Consider the following 25,200-nt stretch of genomic DNA (forward strand, 5'->3'; position numbering starts at 1 on the left):
CAAGCCAAGCCTAAGTTACATCCCCCTTGTCACCCCCTCAGTTGGGGCATTTGTCTTTGGTCGTCACGATTTGGGCTTTGAGTTGAGTCAGAGATTCAGTTGTTTGGTTTTGCAATGGACTCTCTGAATCTTTTACACTCTAAAGCGACTCACTGCCTCGGTATAGCGAATAGGTAGGACGTATTCCAGGTTCTCGCTGGGACGAGCAATGATATGGGTGGACAACACTTGACCGCAGTTGACTCGCTCAACAGAGGCAATGCCAGCAGTTAAGGAAGCCTGGACTGCGGAAACATCGCTCCGGATAATTACTGTGACACGACCACTACCAATTTTTTCATAGCCAACCAAGGTGACATGAACCGCTTTAACCATAGCGTCGGCAGCTTCGACTACAGCAGGAAAACCATGAGTTTCCAGCATTCCAACAGCAATTGACATGAACATTCTCCTATTTGGTTTTCTTTTTGTTGATAGATAAGCAGGCGATCGCTGTTGCTGATCAAATTTGAAGCAAGCCTGCTTTATGGTGATCGATAAGTTGCTGTATTTTTCAAAGTTCTCCGTTCGTTACATTGAACGTTCAATTCTGCCGATCGCCTCTGCCAGGGTCTTCAATAGCTGATGCAATAGTGCAGGCTCCCGAAACGCCATGCTTTTGATCAAGCTATAATCGAGCGAATTTTTTCCTTCTATGGCATAGGTTGCTAGCGTCCAGGGAGCACCCACAAAACCTAGAACAGTTGCCTGCCCCTTTACCTCTTAGCGAAGGGTGTTCAAAGTCTGGCGAACAAACGGCAATGTGACATCCGGCTCCAGCGGTGTTAGAGCGTCGACCTGAGTTTGAGACCGAATTGGTTGTCGGAGGATGGGTCCCTGGCTTTCAATAATCTCGAAGGGAATGCCGATCCCAGGTAAGGGGGTGAGGATATCGGAAAACATAATCACCCCATCTGGCTTGAAGGCATGGAAGGGTTGAAGGGAAATTTCCACTGCCAAATCAGGCGTTTCAGAGCGTTTCTGAAAGGATGGATATTTCTGACGTAGATTGCGATAGGCTTTCAGGTAACGTCCCGCTTGCCGCATGATCCAGACTGGCGGACGATTGATGGGTTCATTTCGAGCCGCCCATAATAGGCGATCGCCATTATTGATCTGGGAACTGCGATCGAGAGAGGTTGTCAAGGTCATACAATTTAATTCAATGGGTCTTATTCCAACTTTTCTAAGGCATCTCGCACATCAACTAGATGGTTGTTAAATACCTCCAGGGCGGCATCCAAAATCTTAAAAATGGCAGGATCACGAATCGAGTAGAACACAAAGTTCCCTTGCTTACGGCTAGTAACCAGGTTTCGACTCCGCAAAACGGCTAACTGCTGAGATATGGATGAGGGTTCGACTTCCAGCCACTCTGCGATATCATTCACGCTGCGTTCTCCTACTCGCAGAGCATCCAGAATCTGAATCCGCACCGGGTTAGACAACACCTTAAACAGATCGGCTTTAAAATGGCTGGCTTTAAAGGGCATTTGATTATCTGACTATCTTCAGAGCTTTTCAGTTAGATTAACATTATGCGATTTGCATATACAACGAATAAGCTGATCTAAACAGGAGGCTTTAGAGTATCGAGTTCTTGACTGACACGCTCGATGAACTCTTGCCACTGCTTCAAATGACTAGCATCCGGTTGCTGGTGAAGTTGCAGCCTTTCGGGTTCAGTGCGGAATCATTGCCAGATCAAGATCCTGCTGAAGTTTCTCAAGTAGCTCATAGCCATTGAGTCGAAGCATTTCAATATCTGAAAGAATGAGATCAGGTTTATGGGCGATCGCCAGCTGCAAACCCTCCAACCCATCTTTAGCTACTAGCACGTTGTACTCTTCCCCCAGTAAAATAGCTGAGAAAAGCTTACGGAGCAATTCGTCATCTTCAACGACTAGAATTGTTTTCATACGCTACTTGCAGTCAAACCTCACTTGATTAAACAAAAACTAGTGCTGATAGGCTTTCCGTTGTGTTTGCACTTGCCGTAACCGATCCAAGCATTTTGAAATCGTAATAGTTCCATCATCGTAAGTCGTCAACAGTTTTTGATTACAAACGCTTTCTGAACAGCCCTTGGCATGTTTCCGATATTGATTCAACATAGTTGGCGAAACTCGTTGGTTTGATTCATTGGAGATAATAATGATTTCGGGTCTACAGTAATCAAACACTTCAGGACAGTAGCTTTCCTCTCGCCCGTGATTTGCCGCAACAAACATATTGACATGCCGCAGACGGTTGCAAAAATCATCATCCTTGAGCAGTGCCCTCCACCCCTCCACTTCTAGATCGCTGGGGAAAACAATTTTGATATCTCGATAGGATACAAATGTGACCAAGCTGAGATTGTGAGCATCTTGAAAGTCTGATTGATCGTTCCAGAAAAAAGAGAAATCGATCCCATGAATTTTCATGGATTGACTGACTTTGGGACAGCGCGAATTCTGGTCTGTGGTTAACACATTGCTAAACCGTTGATTCGCTAGATCTAATTCGTGAAATTGCTCGGCGGCAAGGGAGGGATTTGCCACTAAGAAATGAACGGCTAGCCCGTCGATGAGCGTTTGTCTCAAGAAGTTAGAAAGACCTGCAAGATGTTCTTCACCATAAGCAGGGACAATCATGCAGTCTAGTGAAGTACAGCGCTGTTGTAAGAGGTGCTGGGAAGGATTGAATCCACTGCGAGTACTGTAACCGAAGTCAATCAGAATGGTATGATGATCGCCCGTACTCAGTGCAGCACAGAACCCTTCGTCAACGTCAAAAATTTTGATGTCTAACATTTTATTACTCCAAATGAAATAGCTTGCGTTGTGCATTACCTGAAATTCTGGCTTCTACCTGATAGACTTCAGCCGGTTGCAACTGATACACCCTCGATCGCTCAGTTATTACTTGTGCAGGATTGTTTGATGATGCCTGTTGAATCGTAATCATTCCAGCATTACGAGTTGTCAGCAGTCTGGGTTGTTTTGATTTCTGAACCCGTTGCAGTTGTTGTTCATACTGACGGACGGCGCTGGGAGAAGCCTGATGACAATCGTGATTGGAAAGAATGATTAAATGAGGATTGCAATAGTCAAATATTTCTGAACAGTAGCCATTGACTTGCCCATGATTAGAGGCAACTAGCACATTGACTTGGCGGAGCTGTTCCCGAAACTTAGAGTTCCGTAATAGAGTGCGCCAACCTTCTGCTCTCAGATTTCCAGGAAAGAGCATATTGATTCCTCTAGAGGATAGAAACGTGACTAGGCTGAGATTAGAGAAATCTAGAAACTCTGGATAGGTGTTCCAGAAGAAGGAAAGTTCTATATCCCCTAGCTGAACAGTGCGTTCCACAGAACTACAGCGCTGACAGGCATCATTCAGGAACTTAAGCGAATTGATTGTCTGGAAATTCCGCACAACCAGTTCAGGTAAACTGTCGCGATCGATCGATGGATTGACCAGCAAATGATCGATTGTGAAGCAGTTACTGAAAGAGTGCCCAATCAGGCTGTGGTTGCTTTACCCCTTGCTCTGGCGTTTGCAGTTGCGAGTGGGGTAGACCCGAAAGCAGGGCTTTACACTGCGATCGTTGCTGGAATTATCGCTGCTGTTTTTGGTGGATCTCCCGTCCAGATAACGGGGCCAACGGGAGCAATGGCGGTTATCCTGGTAGGCATTGTCGCCAAGTATGGCATCGAGAAGGTGTGGATCGCTGGGGTGATGGCAGGCATCATCCAGATTGCTCTGGGGGTTGCCAAACTGGGACGGTTAGTGAAATTTATTCCCTATCCCGTGACCGCAGGCTTTACCAATGGCATTGCGGTGATTATTTTTTGCGGACAGTTGAATAACTTTTTTGGGCTGCAACTCCCCCGTAGCGAACATTTTCTGCCCGGATTGTGGCAGACCGTCATGCATCTAGAAGGGTTGAATTGGGCGGCGGTTGGCTTGGCAACGGTGGTGATTGTCATTAAGCTGTTTTGGGCGCGGATTACCACGACCATACCGGGTTCCCTAGTGGGTTTGGTTTTAGCAACGGCGATCGCGTCTTTTTTGCATCTCGATGTCCCCACCATTGGTGCGATTCCTCAATCTTTACCCTTACCGCAATCAATTCCCCATTGGAATGATTTTGGGCTGATTCGAGAACTGATTAATCCAGCCTTAGCGTTGGCAGCATTGGGCAGTATCGAATCGTTGCTGTCGGCGGTAGTCGCCGACGGCATGACGGTGAGCGAAAAGCACGACAGCGATCGCGAGTTGATCGGTCAAGGTTTAGCCAATATGATAGTGCCCTTCTTTGGCGGCATTCCAGCAACCGGGGCGATCGCACGCACCGCCGTGAATGTGCGATCGGGTGGCAAAACCCGACTATCGGGTGTGATTCATGGGCTTGCTCTCGCCATGATTGTGCTCACCTTAGCGCCTCTAGCGGCTCAAGTGCCCCTGGCAGCGCTGGCAGGCATTTTGATGGTGACGAGTGTGCGGATGATTGAGTGGGAGGCGATCGGACTATTAGTTAGAGCTACCTATTCTGACTTTGCAGTGATGATCCTCACCTGGGCAGTCACCATTTTCTTTGACCTCGTACTGGCAGTGGAAGTGGGGCTGATTGCAGCCGGGGCGTTGTTCATCAAGCGCATGAGTGATTTGAGTTTGGGTAAAGTTCCCGAAACCGAGGCATTTCCACCCGGTGTGCCCCTGGAATTGAGCAAGCAAATTGCCGTTTATCGGGTTGATGGTCCTGTATTTTTTGGGGCGGCTGAACGCTTTGTCACCTTCTTGCGGAATGAACCTGAAGTCAAGTACCTGATTCTGCGGCTACGGTTTGTACCCAATATGGACACGACGGGACTTGTTGCAATGGAAGATATCTACCACGATCTGAAACGGCATGATTGTCGCTTACTCCTCAGTGGCTTGCAACCTGAAGTTCATAAGCTTTTAGAGCGCAGTGGCTTGCTTGACAAAATTGGGCGAGAAAACTGCTTTGAAACCACGGATGCTGCTATTTGTGCGTTAAACCCTGATTTAGAAGCCTGCAAACGAGGCTTGGCTTCAAACCTGCGATCGGAAGAATTAGTTGCCTAAGTTCTCTAAATTCTGAAGGGGGAGGCGGTATGTCAGCAGAAAAAGTAACCCTGTTAACTCTGGTTAGCACTGTTGGAATGTTTGCAACGATATACAACAAGAACAACTTTGAGACGTTGGAGCCTAATCATATCAGCAATGCTGGCTTCGGAGTGGAAGAATAACGATGTTGGGCATATCGCTTTATTAGTGGGAAAGGAGGAAGCTACCGAACGATACAACGTTTTTTTGCTTTTTCACTACCTTGGGCAATGTTGTTTTGGGTATTTTTTCGAGAACATATATTTTGCACAAAAGAAACATATCTATTAGCAGGAGATGAAGTAGTAGTAAGCAAAGCAGGAAAGAAAAGTTATGGCATCGAGCGATTTTTTTCTTCTTTGTATGATAAGTCGATACTGGGATTATCATTTTTTGCATTGTCCTTAGTGAGCATTGAGCAAAGGAGAGCATTTCCTATTAGTATTGAACAGGTAATAAAGCAAAAAGCACAGTCGGCGAAAACCTTAAAACAAGAGACAGAAAAACCGCAAGTAGAAACAGAGCCAGAAATTCCCAAAAAGAAACGTGGGCGACCAAAGGGAAGTAAAAATAAAGATAAAAAAGAAGTATCTCTTAACTCAGAGCTTCTACGTATTCGTTGTCTGATTCAGGATTTACTCAAAAAACTGGGTAAATTTTTACCACTAACCTACTTGGTATTAGATGGTCATTTTGGGAATGAAAGCACTGTAGTTATGGCTGTGCAACTCGGTTTGCAGCGCTCTTTGTAAGATGCGCTGTGATTGGTGCATTGTATATTCCTTATGAAAATCCAGACAAGCACCGTAAGTGCCATCGTAAGTATGGAGAAAAAATTGACTATTCATTGATACCAGAGAAATTTCTCAAAAAAAGTGAGACTGTTGAGCAGATTCGCACAGATATTTATCAAGCTCAACTACTTCACAAAGAATTTTCTCATGCCCATGAGTTAGTGTTAGCGATCGCCCAAGATGGAGAAGGAGCTACTAAAGACCTCACATTGTTAGTAAGTTTATTGACAAAATCATGGAGTAATTTTATGGCTTTAATCAATCAAAGAGTTGATGCAAAATCCCTACAAAACCGACCGCCGCAACTCTGGAAAAACCTTCGACACCTTACTCAACAAATAATCGCCATACGTTCCGCGAAAAGCATGAACGCTAGCACCATCCCAGCGTTCTTTGTGATCATCATTTACCACTCCACTTAATTTAATCGGCTTCACTTCAACGTTGAAATTAGGATCGAAAAAGAAGGGGAACGAAAGGCGATCGCATCCCGACAAATTCTGAACCCGATGTGGTGTAGAACGATACAATCCTCCCGTCATCTTATCTGGCATATCGCCAATATTACACACAAAAGAACCGGGAACAGGAGGCGCAGCAATCCAGCCTGATTTTGATTTCACCTGCAATCCGCCTGAATCATCCTGCTTCAGAATAGTCAAAATACCATAAATAGAAAAACCCGCACTCGCGACACGCTTCCCCAATTTGAGAGGCGACTGTATAACGTTCATCAGTTCCACAAACCAAGGCGCTAATATCAATGATCGGAACCCGTGAAAAGCCTTCATTCACAACTGGCGAGATTTTCATGTTATTATCCTCCTCGTTGTGCGCGGTATTACGCTCATCTAACAAGAATTATGGCGCACATATTAGTTGAATAGGTGCGAGATTTGATAGCAACCCTTCCATTACCCAAAAAACAAGATGCAACCAAATCCCGATTCCCGTCAGCAAGAAGTTGTTCGACTCCTCAAACAAGTCATTGAACCCACTCTCAAAAATGACATCGTGAGTTTGGGAATGGTACGAAATTTACGCATAGTTAATGACTATGTTTATCTACGTTTATACATCGGTTGTCATCAACATCAATTACAAGCAGAAATTCAATCTGTACTATCATCTCTATCTTGGTGCAAAAAAACTTACATTCAACTCTGCACAATTGCTGGTGTCAAAACAACTTTAGCAGTTTCTAGCGGTAAAGGTGGTGTCGGCAAATCCACAACAACCGTGAATCTAGCCGCAGCTTTGAGATTACAAGGTGCAAAAGTTGGGTTACTTGATGCTGATGTTTACGGACCGAATGTACCGCAAATGTTGGGTTTGGGACAAGCTGATATTCAAGTTATTCAAACTCCTACAGGTGAGAAGTTTTTGCCGCTAGAAGTTCAAGGAATTAAACTCATGTCAGTGGGTTTACTGGCAGAAACAAACCGTCCTTTGGCATGGCGAGGGCCAGTGTTGCACAAAATTATCACTCAATTTCTGCAAGATGTGGAATGGGGCGAATTGGATTATTTATTGATTGATTTACCGCCAGGAACAGGTGATGCTCAAATTACAATCATCCAAGAAAGTCCTATATGTGGGGTTATTTTGGTGACGACTCCGCAACAAGTGGCGATCGCAGATGTACGACGTAACATATATATGTTTCGCCAAGTGGGTGTTCCTGTCTTGGGAATTATAGAAAATATGAGTTATTTAATCTGTGGCGAATGTGGTTCACGCACACCGATTTTTGGAAGTGGTGGCGGTGAACAACTTGCAGGAGAATTACAAGCGCCTCTGCTGGGACAAATTCCTATTGATCCCCGTATATCTAGTGGCGGTGACACAGGAAGTCCGATTACAGTTTCCGACTCTACATCTGTTGCTGGTAAAGTTTTCCTGCAAATTGCAAGCGCGATAGGGGCAACTTTTACCTGATGCAAACAACCTTAATGAGATTATTTAGCAATACTACAAAATACCTATAAGATATTTTTATGATTAAACATAAATAATTCCATTTTTCGCAGAAATTCTTTGAGGAAGATAGGCATAATTTGTCCGATCGCATTTATTTTGCGCTTAGATACCTTTGCAAGCGCTGATCCAAAGTTCCTGTATGCAACTCAAACAAATGATTGTCATAGTCATAAAAATATAAAGAACGTTCTTCACCTTCCACACGGTTTCTATCTTCCTTGACATCTACTCCCAAATTTCTAACTTTGGTGGCATAAGTTTCATAATCTTCTTCAGCTATTTTAAAAGCCACGTGATTATAACTTTTATCTATTAAACTCTCACCTTCCATAATCGCAATCCATAATTCATTAATCAGAAAAAACTTTTCTTGAGACATTGAGAAAGTTTGCTCACCGCTAGCATAAATTTCCTTGGCGTCAAATATGGATGTGAGAAACTTCGTCATTTTCTCCAAATCCCTGACAATGAATGTGATATGGCTTATTCCTTGAATCATTTGTCCTCATATCCTATGAAATTCTCGGACTTCAGTTGAATTTGTTAGGAAAAATTGACACTTGGATGAGTATATTTTACCTTCCAATTAGTTAATCACAGGTTATTTGCAAACAACGCTATTTACATCGATTTAGTTGACAAAAATTAAATTAAAAAATTTCAAATACTTGTGTAATATAGCTTTGAGTCAATAGAGCCTTCAAATACTGACTCTGTAAATTTAGAGAATTGAAGACTCAAGTTTAATTCCCACTTTTTCAAGTGTCTAAGTAGACTTTAGATTAAATTTATATTTAAGCACCTCAGATAGATATAAGATAAGAAATTTTTTGACATAAATTTGTAGTTATATAGCAACTAATTTATTTTGTCTAACTTATGTATAACTATATTTTGCATCGAAACTTTTCCCCCCGCGCGATCGCAATTATTGGAGGCGGCTTGAGTGGAACTCTTGTTGCAGCAAATTTGATGCGAAATGCAACCACACCACTCACTATAAAGTTGATTGAACGTAAGCCAGAAATAGGTAAGGGAGTTGCATACAGTACAACTGTCGATAGTCATTTGCTGAACGTGCCAGCAGGTAAGATGAGTGCATTTGCTGATGAACCGAATCACTTCTTAAATTGGTTACATACAAATGGATACCATGAAGTAACAGCATCTACCTTTGTACCACGTAAGATTTACGGTGATTATATCCAGGCAGTTTTGCACGAAGCTGAGGTAAATGCTGCGGCTGATGTACGGTTGGAGAGGATTTGCGATGAAGCGATCGCGATCGAAACCACAACTGATAATGTCAAAGTATACCTGCGTGAAAGTCAGTGTTTGCAAGTACAAAAAGCTGTATTAGCCTTGGGTAACTTCCCAGCATCTCTACCCCAAGCAATCACTGCTTTAGGTAACAATAACCCCTACGTTAAAGATGCTTGGTCTAGTGATGCAATCTCTAACCTCAACCCTGAAGATGCCATTCTATTGGTGGGAACTGGACTGACAATGGTTGATGCGGTTGTGGCTTTACATCAGCAAGGATTCCGAGGCAAAATCCATGCTGTTTCTCGTCATGGATTGACACCCCAGTGTCATCAACCCACAACCCCCTATCCAGCATTTATTAACTTAGAGACTGCACCGAAAACAGCACGGGGTTTAGTTCATCTAGTACGTCAAGAAGTAAACAAAGCAGCTACGCAAGAACAAGATTGGCGAACAGTAATTGATGCTTTGCGTCCAGTCACACAACAACTTTGGCAAGCACTGCCAATCTTAGAACAAAAGCGATTCCTGCGCCATGTCAAGGCTTATTGGGAAGTTCACCGCCATCGAATTGCTGTAGAAATTGCCGAGGTGCTAGATACTCTCATGCACTCTGGTCAACTGAACTATTATGGAGGTAGGATTCACAGTTGTCAGGAATCTAATCAGGGAGTAAATGTAACTATCCGTGAGCGAGAAACCCACAAAGATATCACTTTGCAGGTAAACCGAATTATCAACTGTACAGGTTCCAACTGTAACTATCGGTCTTTGCAACACCCACTGATTGCTAGCTTGCAAGAACAACGGCTAATGCGTTCTCATCCTTTGGGAATTGGTATTGACACTGCTGTTAACGGTGCTGTAATTGATGCAAAAGGAAATATTTCCGAACTACTGTATACACTCGGAACACCCCGCAAAGGCAACCTTTGGGAAACAACTGCTGTTGGGGAAATTCGGGTTCAGGCTAGGGATTTGGCACGGGAGTTACTGAAACCTGTCAATTCTGTATCCTACGCTATGTCTAGAGATTGGTTGAGTGGAAATTCCTCAAGGGAGTTGCCTATGCTATTCCGTCAACTGTTTGATCAGGAATCGAGTACCTATACATACCTAATTGCTGACCCAAAGACAAAAGCAGCAATCCTAGTAGATCCTGTATTGGAACAGGTAGAACGTGACCTTGAGATATTACGGGAACTGGGTTTAACTCTACAGTATTGCCTAGAAACCCATATTCATGCTGATCATATTACTGGAGGTGCTCAACTCGAACAATTCACGGGTTGTCTAAGTGTTGTACCTGAAAATGCTGGTACTGCTCGTGTAGACCGCTACATTGCTGATGGAGAGATATTACACTTGGGAAGTGTCAAAATTGAAGCGATCGCTACTCCTGGACACACCGACAGTCACATGGCTTACCTAGTCAATGGTACTCATCTGTTAACTGGGGATGCATTATTTATCCGGGGTTGTGGTCGTACAGACTTTCAGAATGGTGATCCTGGATTATTGTATGATGTTGTCACTCAAAAGCTATTCACTTTACCAGATGAGACATTGGTATATCCTGGTCATGACTATCAAGGACGTACAGTATCTACCATTGGTGAGGAAAAGCGTTGGAATCCCCGGTTTGCTGGACGCAGTCGTAACCAGTTTATTGAACTGATGAATAACTTGAACTTGCCTTACCCGAAAAATATGTCGGAGGCTGTACCTGCAAATCAGCGTGGTGGCAAAGTTTTAGTGACGTTGGATTATCAAATTTGAAGTCACGCCTAATGTGAGTTAAAACTATGGCAACAATCATGTTTTTAAAAGCGAACACAGATGCACACCGATGAACACAGATAATTTATCGGTGTGTATCTGTGTACCCTGTCTTAAGCCTATGAGCGCGTCTACATCGGTGTACCCTACGGGAAGCCGCCCTTGGGGGCGTCTACGTTAACCAAATCAAAATCTAGACAATTGCCAAAAAACTTTATATTGCTTATTCAATTTACAATCTTACGTAAATCAATTTTAGAAATACTCGGTTTTCCTCCAATCGCAGCTTACTGAGGGCAAAATTATTTGTGTCAATAATGGGGTGAATAATGGTAGATGTAAAACATTTGACAATGGAAGAGTTGCAAGCAAGCTTAGACGAGATCCGCCAGTCACCCAAAGATAAGGGCGTGTTAGAGTTGATTGTACGACGACCGCAAAATGGTGAGCGAGAGGTCTTGGAAGAAGGTGAACTTGATCTCCTAGAAGGTCTCGTAGGTGATAATTGGAGAACCCGTGGCAGTTCTCGTACATCTGATGGCTCGTCTCATCCTGATATGCAACTAAATATCATGAATTCCCGTGTGATTGCCCTTGTAGCGCAGGATAAAAATCGATGGCAACTGGCAGGGGATCAGCTTTTTATCGATATGGATCTGAGCGCTGAAAATTTACCACCAGGAATCCAATTGGCTGTCGGTTCGGCTGTGATTGAAGTTACTAATCAACCTCATAACGGTTGTAAAAAATTCGTGGCACGTTTTGGGTTAGATGCGATGAAATTTGTTAATTCACCTGTGGGAAAACAACTTCGTCTGCGTGGCATCAATGCTAAGGTTGTTCAACCCGGTGTGATTCGGGTTGGGGATCTTGTTTGTTGTCTTTAACTAGGTTTTGAAGCGTTCATCTACCGGAATCCGATAGCCGTTGGCGAGGCGATTAGTCATATTTGCAGTAGCAGCGATCGCCATTAATTCACCAAACATCTGATCACTCATACCTTTACTATAGGCTGCTGCTGTGTGTGAAGCGATGCAATATTCGCAGCCATTACTCACACTCACAGCGATGTAAATTAACTCGCGCATCAGGGGATCAATTTCTCCAGGACTAGTCATTACTTCCTTGACCGCCTGCCAAGTTCGTTGTAAGGTAGGGGGATGGTTAGCTATGGCTTTCCAGAAGTTATTAATCTCATCAGTTTTACGAGTGGCACGGATGTCATCATATATTGCACGTACCTCTTCGCTGCTGTGTTCGTATTCAATCAGCTTAGTCATATTTCAACTTTAGTGAGTTTTTCCTATCAGTAATTTAACGTGAGTTCGGTAAATATTGTCAGACTAAACAATCACTTGAGCGCAAGTAAAGTACGGGCTAATAGACGAAGTCTACCAAAAGTAGACTAATTGAATAAGCTTTTCAACCCACTTGAAGTGGGTTTTGGTTATTAGCCCCAAATTTATTTGAGGGCGGAATATCGGACTAATGAGAGCTTATTTATAAAGTCAATATTAAGTAGGGTGTGTTACGGCTATGCAAGGATTTCGGAGTTTGAGAAAGTGAGGATTAGCCGTAACGCACCGAGAAAGATGGTGCGTTAAGCGTTGCTATAACGCACCCTACAATTTAAGGTTTACTTTATAAATTATCTCTGAAATATATCGAACTCACGTTAATACAAAATAAGTCAGGGATTGCTCCCTGGCTTAAACATTTATTTATTTCACAACGTAGCTACACACTTTTAATTTAGTGATATTGGTACTGATATTGAGCCGCGATTCCTGGGGGTAAGAATGCATCTTCTAAATCAGCCCCTAGCAAGTTCGCTCCTTCTATGTTCGCTGTTGTGAGATTTGTTTTTTGTAAATCCGCCTTCTGTAGATTTGCTCCAGAGAGATTTGCTCCTTGCAAATTAGCTCCCTCTAAATCTGCATCATATAGGTTTGCTCCAGAGAGATTTACTCCAGAGAGGTTTGCTTTGCTTAAATCTACTCCTTGCAAATTAGCTGTTTGTAGGTTGGTTCCCTGTAAATTTGCCTTTTCTAATTCTGCTTTTTGTAAGTTTGCACCTTCTAAATTCGCTCCCAGCAGGTTTACTCTTTCTAGTTGTGCTTCAACGTAGAGTAGCTAATAATGATTGTTTACGTCGTCTAGGTTTGACTGAATTACTAAACTTAACTGACACATTTTGTATCGTGTCACCATCGTCATCTCGATTCATGAGATTACTGATACCAATCATAATTGGCAGAATGCCTAGCAATCCAACCCAAGCTTCTGGAAGAACTAAACCACCGAAGAAACCAGGAAGACTAGCAAGTACTAATGCTGTAAATCCAACAAATTCGCCAAGAATAACGTGCTTAGGACGAAAGACATGATTGACTTTTCCAAAAAAAGCGGTCAAGTAGATATTGTCGTCAAAGGTGGTTGCAAAAGCGGCAGAGATGCCAATAATTAAAGTACCAATTAGCCAACTCATGTTTTTTGCTCACAAAGGTTCAAAATTACTTCTTTAATCCTTATCTGCTCCTAAGAAGTGAGGGCAGTTCAGGAGATAGTTGAATTGTTTTTATTTCGGTGCGATCGCTATTAATCGAAATTTGAGTTTTTTCTTAACAACTTAGCTTGTTCTCAATATTATGATTTCAGCCAAATAAAAGCAAATATTCTTTTTTTTGAAAATAATAAATAGTTTTTATTAAATAACTACTAATAATGGTCAATCAAAGCAGACAATCACCAAAACAACTCTAAATCACAGATGTAAAAATTAGTCAGAGACTCGCTATCTGACTTTTGACATGGTGTAGAAACAGCGATTCACCACAAAGATAACCGTACAAACGGGAGAATAATTTTTAATTATGAAAGCACTAGAAAGAAACTAGGCAAACTAGCAAGCACGAGTGCGGTAAAACCGAGATACTGTCCGATAACAATGTGCTGATGTCGGAAAGTTGCACTCACCTGCGAGAAAAACAGTAGCAGAACCACAATATCATCTAGTGTGAAAACAGGACTAGAATTGAGGATTTCAATATCTAAAATCGAAATTTATATCAGTTCCAGTCCTATGTAATTCCCCGAGAAAATTAACTCACTATCTTTGTAAAAAACTCAAATTTAGCCATTATCTCCACTAGTCAATGTATTGGGAATGCGAGAATCAACAAAAGCTTGCGATACATTTGGGATAAACCAATCCTGATCACTGGGCTTGACAACTTTGGCGTTAGGGATATTCAATTCTAATTCCGAAGTATCTGGGTTTTTCTTGACTAAAAGTTGTGTACCATCCATAATCCTGATTGCAACAGCACCAGTTTTATCCAATCCTGCAACTTTCACATCACTAGGCAGATAAACACCTTGACAATCCCATTGATCTGGTGTGGTTTGTCCGTTTGCCAAAAAGTAAAGTTGATTGCTGTTCTCAGATTCTTCCGATTCTTCACCAGCATTACCGTAGATTGCTAGATTACCACCAGTTTCATTGCGACATTGTCCCCAAGCGATACCTGATTCTATTGCTGCTTTTTGAAACTCTAATTCATCAATTTGGCGTTGCACATTTGCGGGGATCGTACCCTCAGCACTTTTCTTCAGTTCCTTGATGGTTTTTGTGACTTCAATGTAATCTGGGTTTTTGCTAAACTTGGGTTTATCTGCCCAGGAAGGTTGAGCAATAAGTAAATTAACAAATAAAACTGCGATCGCAAACGCAACTTTCAGAAGTCTCATAATGTTTCTCCTCTTAAACTAGAGATTTTTCGGCAAACTTTCACGCAGACTTAATAATTGAGGTTTAGATGAGTTTGTGTTAACGGGAGAATTGTCTGCTGTTGTTTATGTCTGAGTCCATTGAAAACCTTAGTTTTACCTTAAGTCTTCTCGCAGAGATAATCAAACGTAATTTTTTTTTGAAACAATAATCAGAAGTAATGGAAGTTTGCAAAACTTACCCAAGTATATTTCCGCACCAAGACCACCTACCTCATTATTCATAAATTAATGCGATCGCTTGCCAAAACCTATGCCTGTGTTAGCTCAATCTGACGAGTTAAATTTCAACAGTCCTTACTTTTTGCTGTTTGTCTTTTAGTCTTTGGGAGTATCGCAGCCAAAGCGATCACGTTGACAGCAGATAAAGCAGCCTCTAAAAAGACCAAAACTAGCAGTAGCAAAAAAATTTCTATTTCGATGGATAATGAATGAATTGCAGTAAGAAGGCGGTTTAGATATTCAACTAGCCAGTACCCTCATACCAGAAATTAAAGCACCAGCGCAGGAAGTTTGGCAGAATGACGACTTACCATTTGCAGAACCTGCGGCGAGTCAGTTGCTAATTGCAGCTAATCTGCAAACTCTCTCGGAAAAATATCATCAAACTTTTGCAGAATTCAATCCTACCCAAAACATCAGCCAAGCCATTGAAAGATTGCAAAAACTCCAACTTAGCGATCGCCCCCTGACTCTGACTTTTGACGAGAAGTCTCAAAACCCTGTCTTTATTGTCATTTAGTATAAAAGACGCCAACCGCAATAATATTTTCTGTAATTGTCGTAGGGTGCGGTTATGAAGCGCACCCAATCATTTTGTTTATTAAAGAGAAATTTGAAATATTGCTTGTACCTCTTGTGTCATTCGAGTAAACCAAACCAATATAGTTAACCGTTATAAATTTCTTAGTGTTTTTGAAGTTGTTGTTGTTGTTTCAATATATCCATTTGTTGTCTTTGTTGTTGTCTTAGTTGGTCTAATCTAATTTGTCCTAATGGTTGTTGCATTAGTTGATTATAGAAATACCAAGAATTATTCCTAAATGGTAATCTACTATTCCTTGTTGAATAAAAATCAAAGTGGCTACAAAGGATGAAAATACATTAATAACTTTAGTAGTTGCGATCGCTTCTACAAATGACATCCGAAATAGCATGACATAAGCTGCTGTCAGTAGAGTCACATAACCACCACTAAAAAAACCACCATAAATTCCAAGTAAAAAAGTAGCTACATAGCCTGCAATTTCTGCAAGACGTAGAGGAATAACTTGGACTGGAGCTACGCCAGCATGACGATTAATAACTGATAATATAGCCACTACTAGCATTGAAACAGAAATAATCAGTGGCATGGATTTTGAGGGCAAAATCAGTACAAGTAATGCTCCCAAAATAGAACCTGCTATAGTTAATAAAATTAGTAATGGCAAACGTCTATTGTTAATTACTCCTTTGCCAATAAAAGGTAATGTTCCACCAATACTCATTAAAGTTAATGCAAACATATTGGTAGCGATCGCAATACGCGGTTCCATTCCAAATTCCAGCATGACAGGCACAGTAATGAGAGATGTACTACCAGCAATCACGCTAATAATGCTAGCTACAAAAAAAATGCCAGCAAGAATCAGTACCTGCAAAATCTCCACAAATTTATTTTGTTTTTTATAAGTATTTAAGACTTATTTTAGTAATTATTTAATCAATTAGCAATCATAAAATATGAGTAAACAATACCAACTTTTTATTAAAAAATCATTATTGGTAACAAATAAGTAGGTAAAAAAAAGATGTTGTAATGGATTTTTAGCATCTTCAATGAACATAAACTATTGGCGATCGCTATCCACAAATAAGACCAAGAGCTATTATCAAGCCCAGTTTGTTACTACAATAATTTTGAACTTTCTTTCACCAGACAAATCATAATCTAGAGAGCCGTAACGTTGCATCGACCAATCCCGTAAATCTTGAATAACACGAGCAAAAACATCATCCGGAAGATGCCAAGTATGACGAGAAACCTTGTTTTGATGGTGTTCGATCAATTTGCCTACAGTCAATTCATATTGCCATCTAGCTGCAATAACTGTTTCTAAAGTTGCGCCTTGTTCGCGTAAAATATCCAAAACTTCTGGTTCTGTTGCACCGTAACGGGGTAAAGGATAACCATAGCCAGCCATGATAGCTTGCAATTTTTGATAGGTTCTGGCATTGTTTAAGTTATCTCAATAAGCGATCGCTCTTTAAACACCAGGCGTTTGTCCACCATCAACAAGAATCTCTGCACCAGTAATCGAAGCAGCAAGATCAGAAACTAAAAATAAAGCCAACGCCGCAATCTCTTCTGGCTTGACGATTTTACCCAAAGAAATTGCTTGTAAAGATTCCGTTTTAATTTCTTCTACACTCACACCACGAGCTTGAGCATTTTGCTTTGCCAAACTTTCAGCACGTTCAGTTGCAGTCAAACCAGGTGAGATGGCGTTGATGCGAATATTGTTCTGAGCTAGTTCTTTAGAAATACCACGTGTAAAGTTTAACAGAGCAGCATTAGTAGTACCACCAGGAAGGAAGCTAGGACGAGGTGTGCGTCCAGCACCACCAATTATGTTGACAATTCGTCCATCATTCCGACTTTTGAAATGGGGGACAACGGCTCTCACTAAACGAATGTAGCCTAGTAATTTTAGATTCCAAGCATCCAAAAAAGCATCATCACCTAAGTCTAAGAAAGAACCTGCACGCGCTGAACCTGCGTTATTAATTAGGATATCAATCTGACCAAATTGTCCCAGAGTTGTGGAGACTACCCGCTCAATACTTTCGCCTTGAGTAAGATCAGCGCTAACAGAAATTACTTTCGCCCCTAATGTTGGTAGAGACTGAATATCAGCTACTGCTTTTTCTAGTCGTTCGGGATTACGGGCAACAATGACTACATTTACTCCTTCAGTGTAGAGAGCTTTAGCGATCGCTAATCCAATCCCTGCACTACCGCCTGTGACAATCGCCGTTTTTCCTGATAATTGTAATTCTAAGCTCATGAAAAATTCTCCTCAAAAATTTCAAATACTAATAGTTAAAGCGTTTCAAGCAGTTGGGGTAATAATTTCATGTCATCAAACACAACAGATGCACCAACTGCTTGTAGTTTTTCCGGGTTCATCAATTCTGCATAACCAAATACTGTCATCCCTGCATCAACCCCAGCCGTCACACCCGTTGGTGTATCTTCAATAACCACACATTCCTTTGGAGAAAACCCCATCTTTGCAGCTGCGTATAAAAATACATCTGGATGTGGTTTACTACGTGCAACTTCTGTAGCGCTAAATATTTTTCCTGAAAAGTAAGGAAGTAAATTGGTCTGGCCTAAAGCTTTCTGTAACCATTTATGATCACTATTTGAGGCAACGCAATAAGCAAGTTTGAACTTACTTAAAACATCATGTATTCCCTGCACTGGCTGCAAGTCTGTCATGAAAGCTTGCATTGTTCGTTGCTCAAATTCATTAGCAAAGTTATCTGGTGGAGCTTTACCAAGCATATTTTTGACTATTTCTACACACATAGCTGTGGATTTGCCAACAAAAATATTGAACATATCCTCTAAAGTCAGAAATAGCCCTATTTCCTTGAGCATTTCCAAAAAAATAGCATTTGCGATTCGTTCACTATCTACAAGAACACCATCACAATCAAAAATAACTAAATTAAATTTGTTCATGAATCAACAAAAAATTAGCTGACTTAGAGATTTGCAAGATGTAATACCGCCTTACCAAGGTAGTTTCTATCCAACAATTTCTGTGCCACATCAGCTATTTGTGTCCAGTCAGCTTCAATTTCAATGGCAGGACGCAATTTACCTGTTTCTACTAAACCTAAAAGCCGTTGCAGTCCCACACCTGCTGATTCTCGTCTCAGTTCGTGGAACAAAATCAAACCATACAAACTTGCACCACCAGTCCCGTAAAAGCGTTGAGCATTAAATGTCACCTCGTTTCCACCTGAAGTACCAAACAAAACAACCGTCCCATCTTCTGCCAATAAACCAAGGGCTGTTCCCAGGGTGTTTCCACCGACTGACTCGACAATCAAGTGGTAGGGAGCGTACTGGCTTGCAGGTAATAAATCTTCACCAATGACTACATAATTAGCACCAGCATCTTTAACAAAAGATTCGTGTCCCGGACTGCGGATATGTGCTACTACTTGTGCGCCGCTGAGGCGTGCTAATTGAATAGCAAAGTTACCAACACCACCAGATGCACCTGTAATTAAGACCGGACGACCTAAAAGTGAACCACCTTTGAGCAGGACATGATAGGCTGTTAAACCCGCTACGGGTAAGGTAGCAGCTTGAGCAAAGGAGACTGACGCGGGTAATTCTGCTAATGAGTGGGTTGGTACTGATACCAATTCTCCCCAAGCGCCAGAACGGAGTAAACCGACGACTCGTGTCCCAGCAGCAGGTCCTGAACCATCAGCAGCCGGGGTTTCTACAACACCCGCTAAGTCCCAACCTGGTCGCCAACCTGGTTCGGCGGTGGTAGAACGTCTGACTTCACCCCGGTTGAGGGAAATTGCTGCTACCCTAACAACAACTTCATTCGCAGCCGGGGTAGGTGCATCAACATCACTTATTGCTAAACGCCCCGATAGGTTGGGGTCAACTACAACAGCACGTATTTTACTCATCTTGAAAATATCTGAATCAGGTTACAGGTTGTTTGATATATCTTCTTGGAAAAGAGTAGCAATAATATCTTTCAATGGGCGATCGCGGTTACACTCTTGTGATGTTTCTTTACCCAAGGAAGTTTGTTCTACTAGGCGGTAAACATCGGCTGCTCCGTGAAAGATGTGTTCACTCAGACCTAATTCTTTAAAGGTTTCTGCAATTTCTTCCATTTCCCCTATCCAACGATGTGCTTTTGGTGTCATGGATGCAATGGAGCGGGTGAGTATACTAGCAAGCGCTGGCTGACTAGTAGATACTTCGTTCCATAGTTCCTCATCTAATATCGCCTACCCCATGTCACCTGGACTTAAAATACCAACAGTTTGGATTTGCATGAAAAGCTTGATTGTACTTGTGTTTAGCTTTTAGCCAAGACGCCGATTTTAGTGATTGAATTAGAAGCTAAACTACGGTAAATTGATAGCATTACAGTATTTTATTGGTAAAAACTTATCACAAATTATTCCAAGGAAGCAAGCTATATTTAATGACTCGCAAAGCGGAATTTTTGAAATATGAGCAAAATTGCTGATCTCTCTGTTTCTGAACTCTTGTCGCTATATCGCGATCGCCAGTTGTCACCAACACAAGCAACCAAAGCAGCCCTAGCACGGATCAATACTTACAATAGCCTAGTCAACGCATTTGCGATCGTTGATGAAAAGACTGCTCTTGCTGAAGCCCGTGCTTCCGAAATTCGGTGGCTGAATGGAAATCCACATGGTTTGCTAGACGGTATACCCTTTACCGTCAAGGATTTACTTTTAACTAGAGGTTTGCCAACGCTTCGAGGTAGCAAAGCGATCGCCCCTAATCAAGCTTGGGAAGAAGACGCGCCTGCGGTAGCTCGTCTACGTGAACAGGGAGCAATACTACTAGGAAAAACTACAACCTCTGAATTTGGTTGGAAGGCTGTAACCGATAGTCCCCTGACTGGTATCACCCGCAATCCTTGGAATACTAACTTGACTCCCGGAGGTAGTAGCGGTGGAGCTGCTGTTGCTGCTGCGTTGGGAATGGGAACACTCCATCTCAGTACAGATGGTGGTGGTTCATCCAGAACACCTGCGGCGTTAACAGGTGTATTTGGTTTCAAACCGACTTTTGGACGTGTTGCTGGTTATCCATCAGCTCATACTGGAACTCTGTTTCATGTTGGTGTTCTGGTTCGTACCGTCACCGATGCGGCAGTAATGATGAATGTCATTGCTCGTCCTGATATCCGTGATTGGTATGCACTACCAGATAACAAACAAGACTATACTTTTGAATTAAGTAAAGGTGTAGCCGGACTGCGAATTGCTTACAGTCCTAACTTTGGCTACGCTGATGTCGATTCAGAAGTAGCCGCCTTAGTCAAAGCCGCAGTTGATGTTTTTGCCAAACTCGGTGCGGTTGTTGAAGAAGTCGAGCCAGGTTTTACTAATCCCCGCAGTATTTTTCAAACCCTATGGCAAGCTGGTGCAGCTAAGTTACTGCGTGGCTTTAATCCAGACCAACAAGCTTTAATTGAACAAGGCTTGCGGGATATTGCCAAAGAAGGCGATCGCATCACTTTATCAGAATATCTCAGCGCCCAAGATGCTCGTGAGGCTTTGGGAAGGCACATGCAACGCTTTCACGAAAACTATGATTTGCTGATTACTCCCACCTTGCCTGTAGTCGCTTTTCCTATCGGGCAAAATAGACCTATTGAAAATCAAGATTGGACGCCATTTACTTATCCTTTCAACCTTACTCAACAACCTGCTGCATCTGTTCCTTGTGGCTTCACCAAAAATGGTTTGCCTGTAGGTATGCAAATTGTCGCTGCAAAATACAGAGATTTACTAGTATTGCAAGCAGCTAAAGCTTACGAAAGCGTTTCTCCTTTTATAATGCCTTTAGAAAGAAACAAAAATATTTCCAAATATTTTCAAGCTGAGAATAATCAGCTTGAATTATACCATCAATCTGATACAAAAGTCCCTATTTGAAAGAGAACTTAGACAAAATATCGAAAAAGTCTATCCAAAAAATACAAGATATTAATAGATAAAATTTTTGCAATTTCAGAGCTTGTGTATTTCTTTGATATACATGAAATGTTATTATACATTGTACAAAATACTTATCTCCGACCAAATTACAGTAGATTTATTCTCATGCATCTTTTTCTAAAAGTTGCACAGATTAGCTCTTGCATCTTTCCCTGAGTACGCCTTGAACTGAAAGGGCGTAGACCTTTTCTTAGAGTAGCCACTTAGAGGGTTTCTATCAGGCTTATAGCCCAAGTCAGTTAAAACGGACTCAAATGTATATTCACTAAGCTTTAGCTTAGTCGAGCTTTAAGCCAAGAATTTATTTCTTGGTGGACTGGTGCGAGATTTTAGATAGCCAATTTTGGCTGGTTCAATCAAGAGTATATTGAACAGCAAGGAGCATAACTATGAAATTGAAATATCTCTTGGCAAGGCTTAAAAAAACCAAGTTCTTTGTCTTGGGAGCAGTTTTTTTTGCTTTTCTGGTAATTATTCCCTTATTACCTTTTTCAGCATTTTCTGCCAATTCTGGTACTAAAATTCAGTTCGTTACACCAGCCTGGGTTGCTGAACATTCCAAAGACCCTAATCTGCGGATATTGGATGTGCGTAACTTTCCTCTTGACTACATTGAAGGACATCTTCCTAATGCTGTGAATATTGCTGATACTGCTTTCCGGGGGCCGAAAGAAGGTCTACCTGTACAGTACTGGAATAATGAAAAAATAGGACAAATCTTTGCCAATTCAGGAGTAACCAATAATAGCCGTGTCCTTGTCTATTCAGATGACAAAGATGTCTTAGGTGCAACTATGGTTGCTTATTTGCTAGAACGTTCTGGATTGCAGGATATCGCTGTACTAGATGGTGGCTACACAGGTTATCAAGCTTCTCAACCAGTAACTAAAGAATTTCCCAAATATACAGTAGGTAAATTCACAGTTCGAGATAATGCTTCAATTCGTGTGACTCTAGATGAAGTCAAAAAGCTGATTGGCAAATCAGGAGTCACTTTTATTGATCCCAGACCAGAGAAATTATTCCGGGGTGAGGAGAATATCTGGGTACGCAACGGTCATATTCCAGGGGCGCGGAATATTCCTTGGGTGACATTTATGGATGCTCAAAATCCTCATCAACTCAAACCTTTAGAGGATATTAAGAAAATTCTTGCAGATAAGAAGATTAGTCCATCGAATGACATCATCATCTCTTGCAGCACAGGACGAGAAGCAACATTACAGTATGTTGTCTTAAAACATCTTCTTAATTATCCCAAAGTCAGGATTTATGAAGGTTCTTGGACTGAGTACAGCGCTCACAAGGATCTACCAGTGGCTACCGGAGATGAGAAAGTGACCTAAATTGCTGACAGAATTTTGAACAGAGGGAGAAATATCATGAGATATGCAATTCTAGTAATCGCCGCAGCAATTGCAACCTTTGGAGCAGTAAATGTACTTGCGGCTAACAATATGGAGCAAGAAAGCTTGGTAAGTTGTAGAAGGAGCAAAGATAAGCCACCAGTAAATTCTGCAAGCGATCACTCAGGAGCTTAATCCAAAAACTTACATTCATTATCTGTGTTAGCGATAGCGTAACACACCCTGCTGGCGTGACATAGCTAAACTTGTACATTAGATTTTAGTTTTTTGGCGCTAACAGCGTCTAATACAAACTTCATCTATTTGCACTATTTTAGATTTATCACGCCACTTGCTTACTAATTACTTTTTATACTCATAGTCAAGTGGTGTGAAGAATAATATCGAACTAGCAAAGCAAATTTACGAGGTTTCACATCTTACTGGGTCATTTAAGCTACGTTCTGGACAAATAGCAGACGAATACTTTGATAAGTATCAATTCGAGGCTGATCCTGTCCTACTTGATTCTATTGTCAGGCAGATGGTTGCTCTCATTCCAAGTAGCATTGACGTACTCGCAGGTCTTGAACTGGGTGCTATTTCAATTGTTACGCTTTTATCACATTACTCTGGTTTACCTGCTGCTTTTGTCCGAAAAGAGGCAAAAAATTATGGAACCGCTCGTTTAGTCGAGGGTACTCAGATTAATAATCGAAAAGTGCTGATTATTGAAGATGTAGTTACCTCTGGCGGTCAAATCACAATCTCAGTAAGCCAACTTCGCCAACTTGGCGCTCAAGTTGATTACGCACTCTGCGTTATTGATCGACAAGAAGGCGCTGCTGATAAACTCCTAACAGAAGGTATCACACTCCTTTCTCTATTCAAACGCAGTGACTTTTCCTAATTAATCTGAGCAATTTTTCTATCCAGGATAAAACACAAGCGTCCGCAACTCTATACTTTCCCGTGGAGGTGCATTCGGTGGGCTGGTCGGATCTTCAAAAGCAGTGTGGGCTGCAAATCTTGCCCGTCCATCTTCTGCGGAGTCGAAACACTTGATGAATAACGCTTCTTCTCTGTGCATTTGCGGAAAGTAGAACCAGCGATGTCCTGGGTTGTATGTGATTGCATAGGTTTCGCCGACGCGATCGCGATACACTAAGTCACTAGCTACCAAGTCTGTTGGTGCTATGCTTTGGGCATCACACACCGTTAATGGTGACTCTTGAATTGGTTGTGCGATCGCCCGCCAAACGTTGATGATTGCAAACCGTTGTTGCAATAGCCTGTCAATGTCATTTATTCCTCGCGCCGCTAATTCCAAACGCGCCCGCGTATAGCCAGATTTGGCAGTAAAGTCATTGTGTACACGCTTAACTGGTTCCCTAATCCCATTCTCACCCTGCTTGAATCGTTGCAAATTACGCAGAGTATGGTCAAATATCACTACCTTGGTTGCACCCGTCACCTCTTTTAATAATTGCTCAGCTTCCGGGTAATAAACATTACGTATTTCATCTTCATCATAAAAGTCGCGCACATTGGTATGATGCTCAGTGAACGCGAAACCTTCCCGATCTAGAGAGATATTTTGTGAGATAGAACGAGCATTACGGATTGGGAGTTTGTATGTCTGATAATTCCCGCTATATCTCGGTATTCCTGGTGGTGGTTCATAGGTGTAGTTGACAGGTTTTTCTGCCATTGGGATTAGGTAATTGAGATTAGCCTCCACATAAGGCAAATCTTCGTAAATCGGTCTATCTAGAACTTGGCTATCTGCACTCATAGGTCATACCATGTTGGTTAGTTGTTGGTTGTTTGTTAATTGTTGGTGGTTAGTAGTTAGTTGTTGGTTGTTAAGCATCCCCCTTGTCTCCCTTGTCCCCACACTCCCCACACCTTACTTTTGACCAGCACCAACCGGAGTAGGTTCACCAAGAATCTTGGTGAATCGTTCTATATAGTAGCTGGTAGGATTGGCAACTGCCTGAATTGATTCGCGATCGCGCACAGTATTCCACCATTGCTGCAAACGTGGTGTTTCTGGTGGTAATGTGAACTTGCGGAAGTGTTCTAGCACAGGCAAACGTTCAAACCAGGGATAGAAGCTGATATCAACTAGACTAAATTTATCCCCTAAGAAATACTGACCATGAGACAGCTTACCTAATCCTTCTTGCTCAATATACAAGAGGGATTCTGTAAATTCTCGTCGTCCCTGTTCTTGTTCTTGAGTATCCTGACACCGTAGAAGTTTGTTAAATGCTGGTACTAAGCGAGTGTTAGCGTAGTAG

27 protein-coding genes and 6 pseudogenes are annotated in these 25,200 nt (G+C 41.9%); 11 read left to right on the forward strand and 22 right to left on the reverse strand.

Going from position 1 to position 25,200, the window contains the following annotated elements:
• Positions 1-132 precede the first annotated feature (132 nt).
• The 6 genes and pseudogenes from UYI_RS0115035 to UYI_RS34135 form a co-directional block, all read right to left on the reverse strand.
• On the reverse strand, positions 133-441 hold the full coding sequence (locus tag UYI_RS0115035) for a carbon dioxide-concentrating mechanism protein CcmK (RefSeq protein WP_016867472.1): 309 nt from the start codon (positions 439-441) through the stop codon (positions 133-135).
• Between the two features lie 153 nt (positions 442-594).
• Positions 595-1,191 (reverse strand): annotated as a pseudogene (locus tag UYI_RS32660) (uroporphyrinogen decarboxylase family protein); the annotation flags it as partial.
• Between the two features lie 20 nt (positions 1,192-1,211).
• Positions 1,212-1,532, reverse strand: a complete 321-nt coding sequence (locus UYI_RS0115045) for an ArsR/SmtB family transcription factor (protein WP_016867474.1) — start codon at positions 1,530-1,532, stop codon at positions 1,212-1,214.
• A gap of 189 nt (positions 1,533-1,721) precedes the next feature.
• Positions 1,722-1,958 carry a response regulator gene (locus tag UYI_RS32665; RefSeq protein ID WP_016867475.1) on the reverse strand — a complete coding sequence of 79 codons (237 nt, stop codon included), beginning with the start codon at positions 1,956-1,958 and terminating at the stop codon, positions 1,722-1,724.
• 39 nt (positions 1,959-1,997) lie between these two features.
• Positions 1,998-2,834 (reverse strand): ComEC/Rec2 family competence protein, encoded by an 837-nt coding sequence (locus UYI_RS0115055; protein ID WP_016867476.1) that lies wholly within the window; start codon positions 2,832-2,834, stop codon positions 1,998-2,000.
• A 4-nt stretch (positions 2,835-2,838) separates the two neighbouring features.
• On the reverse strand, positions 2,839-3,507 hold the full coding sequence (locus UYI_RS34135; RefSeq protein ID WP_146007562.1) for a ComEC/Rec2 family competence protein: 669 nt from the start codon (positions 3,505-3,507) through the stop codon (positions 2,839-2,841).
• Here UYI_RS34135 and UYI_RS32675 point away from each other — a divergent pair, their 5' ends adjacent.
• From UYI_RS32675 to UYI_RS38965, 3 genes are all read left to right on the forward strand, one after another.
• A complete protein-coding gene (locus tag UYI_RS32675; RefSeq protein ID WP_016867478.1) occupies positions 3,508-5,133 on the forward strand; it encodes a SulP family inorganic anion transporter in 1,626 nt (541 codons plus the stop codon).
• 185 nt (positions 5,134-5,318) lie between these two features.
• Positions 5,319-5,906, forward strand: coding sequence for a transposase (locus UYI_RS32680; protein ID WP_102204882.1), 588 nt, complete (start codon positions 5,319-5,321; stop codon positions 5,904-5,906).
• An 8-nt stretch (positions 5,907-5,914) separates the two neighbouring features.
• Positions 5,915-6,370, forward strand: a complete 456-nt coding sequence (locus tag UYI_RS38965; protein WP_235147953.1) for a hypothetical protein — start codon at positions 5,915-5,917, stop codon at positions 6,368-6,370.
• A 90-nt stretch (positions 6,371-6,460) separates the two neighbouring features.
• Here UYI_RS38965 and UYI_RS38970 read toward each other — a convergent pair.
• Positions 6,461-6,571, reverse strand: a pseudogene (locus UYI_RS38970) (2OG-Fe(II) oxygenase family protein); the annotation flags it as partial.
• 16 nt (positions 6,572-6,587) lie between these two features.
• Positions 6,588-6,761, reverse strand: a complete 174-nt coding sequence (locus tag UYI_RS38975; RefSeq protein ID WP_016867479.1) for a 2-oxoglutarate and iron-dependent oxygenase domain-containing protein — start codon at positions 6,759-6,761, stop codon at positions 6,588-6,590.
• A 117-nt stretch (positions 6,762-6,878) separates the two neighbouring features.
• On the opposite strand from UYI_RS38975, the gene UYI_RS0115080 reads away from it, so the two are divergent.
• A complete protein-coding gene (locus UYI_RS0115080) occupies positions 6,879-7,886 on the forward strand; it encodes an Mrp/NBP35 family ATP-binding protein (RefSeq protein ID WP_016867480.1) in 1,008 nt (335 codons plus the stop codon).
• A 133-nt stretch (positions 7,887-8,019) separates the two neighbouring features.
• Here UYI_RS0115080 and fosX read toward each other — a convergent pair whose 3' ends face one another.
• Positions 8,020-8,427: a FosX/FosE/FosI family fosfomycin resistance hydrolase gene (fosX, locus tag UYI_RS0115085; protein WP_026085963.1), complete on the reverse strand. Its 408-nt coding sequence runs from the start codon at positions 8,425-8,427 to the stop codon at positions 8,020-8,022.
• Positions 8,428-8,807: 380 nt separating this feature from the next.
• On the opposite strand from fosX, the gene UYI_RS0115090 reads away from it, so the two are divergent.
• Positions 8,808-10,973 (forward strand): FAD/NAD(P)-binding protein, encoded by a 2,166-nt coding sequence (locus UYI_RS0115090; RefSeq protein WP_016867482.1) that lies wholly within the window; start codon positions 8,808-8,810, stop codon positions 10,971-10,973.
• Positions 10,974-11,302: 329 nt separating this feature from the next.
• Positions 11,303-11,860, forward strand: coding sequence for an MOSC domain-containing protein (locus UYI_RS0115095; protein WP_016867483.1), 558 nt, complete (start codon positions 11,303-11,305; stop codon positions 11,858-11,860).
• Here UYI_RS0115095 and UYI_RS0115100 read toward each other — a convergent pair whose 3' ends face one another.
• From UYI_RS0115100 to UYI_RS0115115, 5 genes and pseudogenes are all read right to left on the reverse strand, one after another.
• Complete coding sequence (locus UYI_RS0115100) at positions 11,861-12,253, reverse strand: carboxymuconolactone decarboxylase family protein (protein ID WP_016867484.1); 393 nt, start codon at positions 12,251-12,253, stop codon at positions 11,861-11,863.
• 472 nt (positions 12,254-12,725) lie between these two features.
• Positions 12,726-13,094: pseudogene (locus tag UYI_RS32690) on the reverse strand (pentapeptide repeat-containing protein); the annotation flags it as partial.
• A 1-nt stretch (position 13,095) separates the two neighbouring features.
• A pseudogene (locus UYI_RS32695) lies at positions 13,096-13,461 on the reverse strand (cadmium resistance transporter); the annotation flags it as partial.
• Between the two features lie 398 nt (positions 13,462-13,859).
• Positions 13,860-14,036 (reverse strand): annotated as a pseudogene (locus tag UYI_RS36195) (cadmium resistance transporter); the annotation flags it as partial.
• Positions 14,037-14,105: 69 nt separating this feature from the next.
• A complete protein-coding gene (locus tag UYI_RS0115115; RefSeq protein ID WP_016867487.1) occupies positions 14,106-14,723 on the reverse strand; it encodes a hypothetical protein in 618 nt (205 codons plus the stop codon).
• Positions 14,724-15,210: 487 nt separating this feature from the next.
• Between UYI_RS0115115 and UYI_RS40200 the strand changes: the two are divergent.
• Positions 15,211-15,444, forward strand: a pseudogene (locus UYI_RS40200) (hypothetical protein); the annotation flags it as partial.
• A gap of 325 nt (positions 15,445-15,769) precedes the next feature.
• On the opposite strand, the gene UYI_RS0115130 reads toward UYI_RS40200, so the two are convergent.
• From UYI_RS0115130 to UYI_RS0115155, 6 genes are all read right to left on the reverse strand, one after another.
• Positions 15,770-16,414 carry a sulfite exporter TauE/SafE family protein gene (locus UYI_RS0115130; protein WP_016867490.1) on the reverse strand — a complete coding sequence of 215 codons (645 nt, stop codon included), beginning with the start codon at positions 16,412-16,414 and terminating at the stop codon, positions 15,770-15,772.
• 222 nt (positions 16,415-16,636) lie between these two features.
• Complete coding sequence (locus UYI_RS0115135; protein ID WP_146007650.1) at positions 16,637-16,960, reverse strand: hypothetical protein; 324 nt, start codon at positions 16,958-16,960, stop codon at positions 16,637-16,639.
• A gap of 51 nt (positions 16,961-17,011) precedes the next feature.
• Positions 17,012-17,812, reverse strand: coding sequence for an SDR family oxidoreductase (locus tag UYI_RS0115140; RefSeq protein WP_016867492.1), 801 nt, complete (start codon positions 17,810-17,812; stop codon positions 17,012-17,014).
• Between the two features lie 35 nt (positions 17,813-17,847).
• Positions 17,848-18,495: an HAD family hydrolase gene (locus UYI_RS0115145; RefSeq protein WP_016867493.1), complete on the reverse strand. Its 648-nt coding sequence runs from the start codon at positions 18,493-18,495 to the stop codon at positions 17,848-17,850.
• A gap of 23 nt (positions 18,496-18,518) precedes the next feature.
• Complete coding sequence (locus UYI_RS0115150) at positions 18,519-19,469, reverse strand: zinc-binding dehydrogenase (RefSeq protein WP_016867494.1); 951 nt, start codon at positions 19,467-19,469, stop codon at positions 18,519-18,521.
• Between the two features lie 21 nt (positions 19,470-19,490).
• Entirely contained in the window at positions 19,491-19,796 is a 306-nt protein-coding gene (locus UYI_RS0115155) for a DUF1932 domain-containing protein (protein ID WP_071588842.1), read from the reverse strand.
• A 231-nt stretch (positions 19,797-20,027) separates the two neighbouring features.
• Between UYI_RS0115155 and UYI_RS32700 the strand changes: the two genes are divergently transcribed.
• The 4 genes from UYI_RS32700 to pyrE all read left to right on the forward strand — a co-directional run bounded on the left by UYI_RS32700 (position 20,028) and on the right by pyrE (position 23,807).
• Positions 20,028-21,488 carry an amidase gene (locus UYI_RS32700; protein WP_016867496.1) on the forward strand — a complete coding sequence of 487 codons (1,461 nt, stop codon included), beginning with the start codon at positions 20,028-20,030 and terminating at the stop codon, positions 21,486-21,488.
• A 452-nt stretch (positions 21,489-21,940) separates the two neighbouring features.
• Complete coding sequence (locus UYI_RS0115165) at positions 21,941-22,897, forward strand: sulfurtransferase (RefSeq protein WP_016867497.1); 957 nt, start codon at positions 21,941-21,943, stop codon at positions 22,895-22,897.
• A gap of 36 nt (positions 22,898-22,933) precedes the next feature.
• The gene (locus tag UYI_RS38045) at positions 22,934-23,092 is read left to right on the forward strand and encodes a hypothetical protein (protein WP_016867498.1); all 159 of its coding nucleotides are present in this window, start codon (positions 22,934-22,936) and stop codon (positions 23,090-23,092) included.
• 196 nt (positions 23,093-23,288) lie between these two features.
• Complete coding sequence (gene pyrE / locus UYI_RS0115175; protein WP_016867499.1) at positions 23,289-23,807, forward strand: orotate phosphoribosyltransferase; 519 nt, start codon at positions 23,289-23,291, stop codon at positions 23,805-23,807.
• A gap of 18 nt (positions 23,808-23,825) precedes the next feature.
• Here pyrE and UYI_RS0115180 read toward each other — a convergent pair whose 3' ends face one another.
• Together UYI_RS0115180 and UYI_RS0115185 are read right to left on the reverse strand one after the other, a co-directional pair.
• Entirely contained in the window at positions 23,826-24,692 is an 867-nt protein-coding gene (locus UYI_RS0115180; protein WP_016867500.1) for a CmcJ/NvfI family oxidoreductase, read from the reverse strand.
• 114 nt (positions 24,693-24,806) lie between these two features.
• The coding region (locus UYI_RS0115185; RefSeq protein ID WP_016867501.1) for a glutathione S-transferase family protein at positions 24,807-25,200 on the reverse strand (394 nt) is incomplete at its 5' end.

It is taken from the genome of Fischerella muscicola PCC 7414, assembly GCF_000317205.1.
GTDB lineage: Bacteria > Cyanobacteriota > Cyanobacteriia > Cyanobacteriales > Nostocaceae > Fischerella > Fischerella muscicola.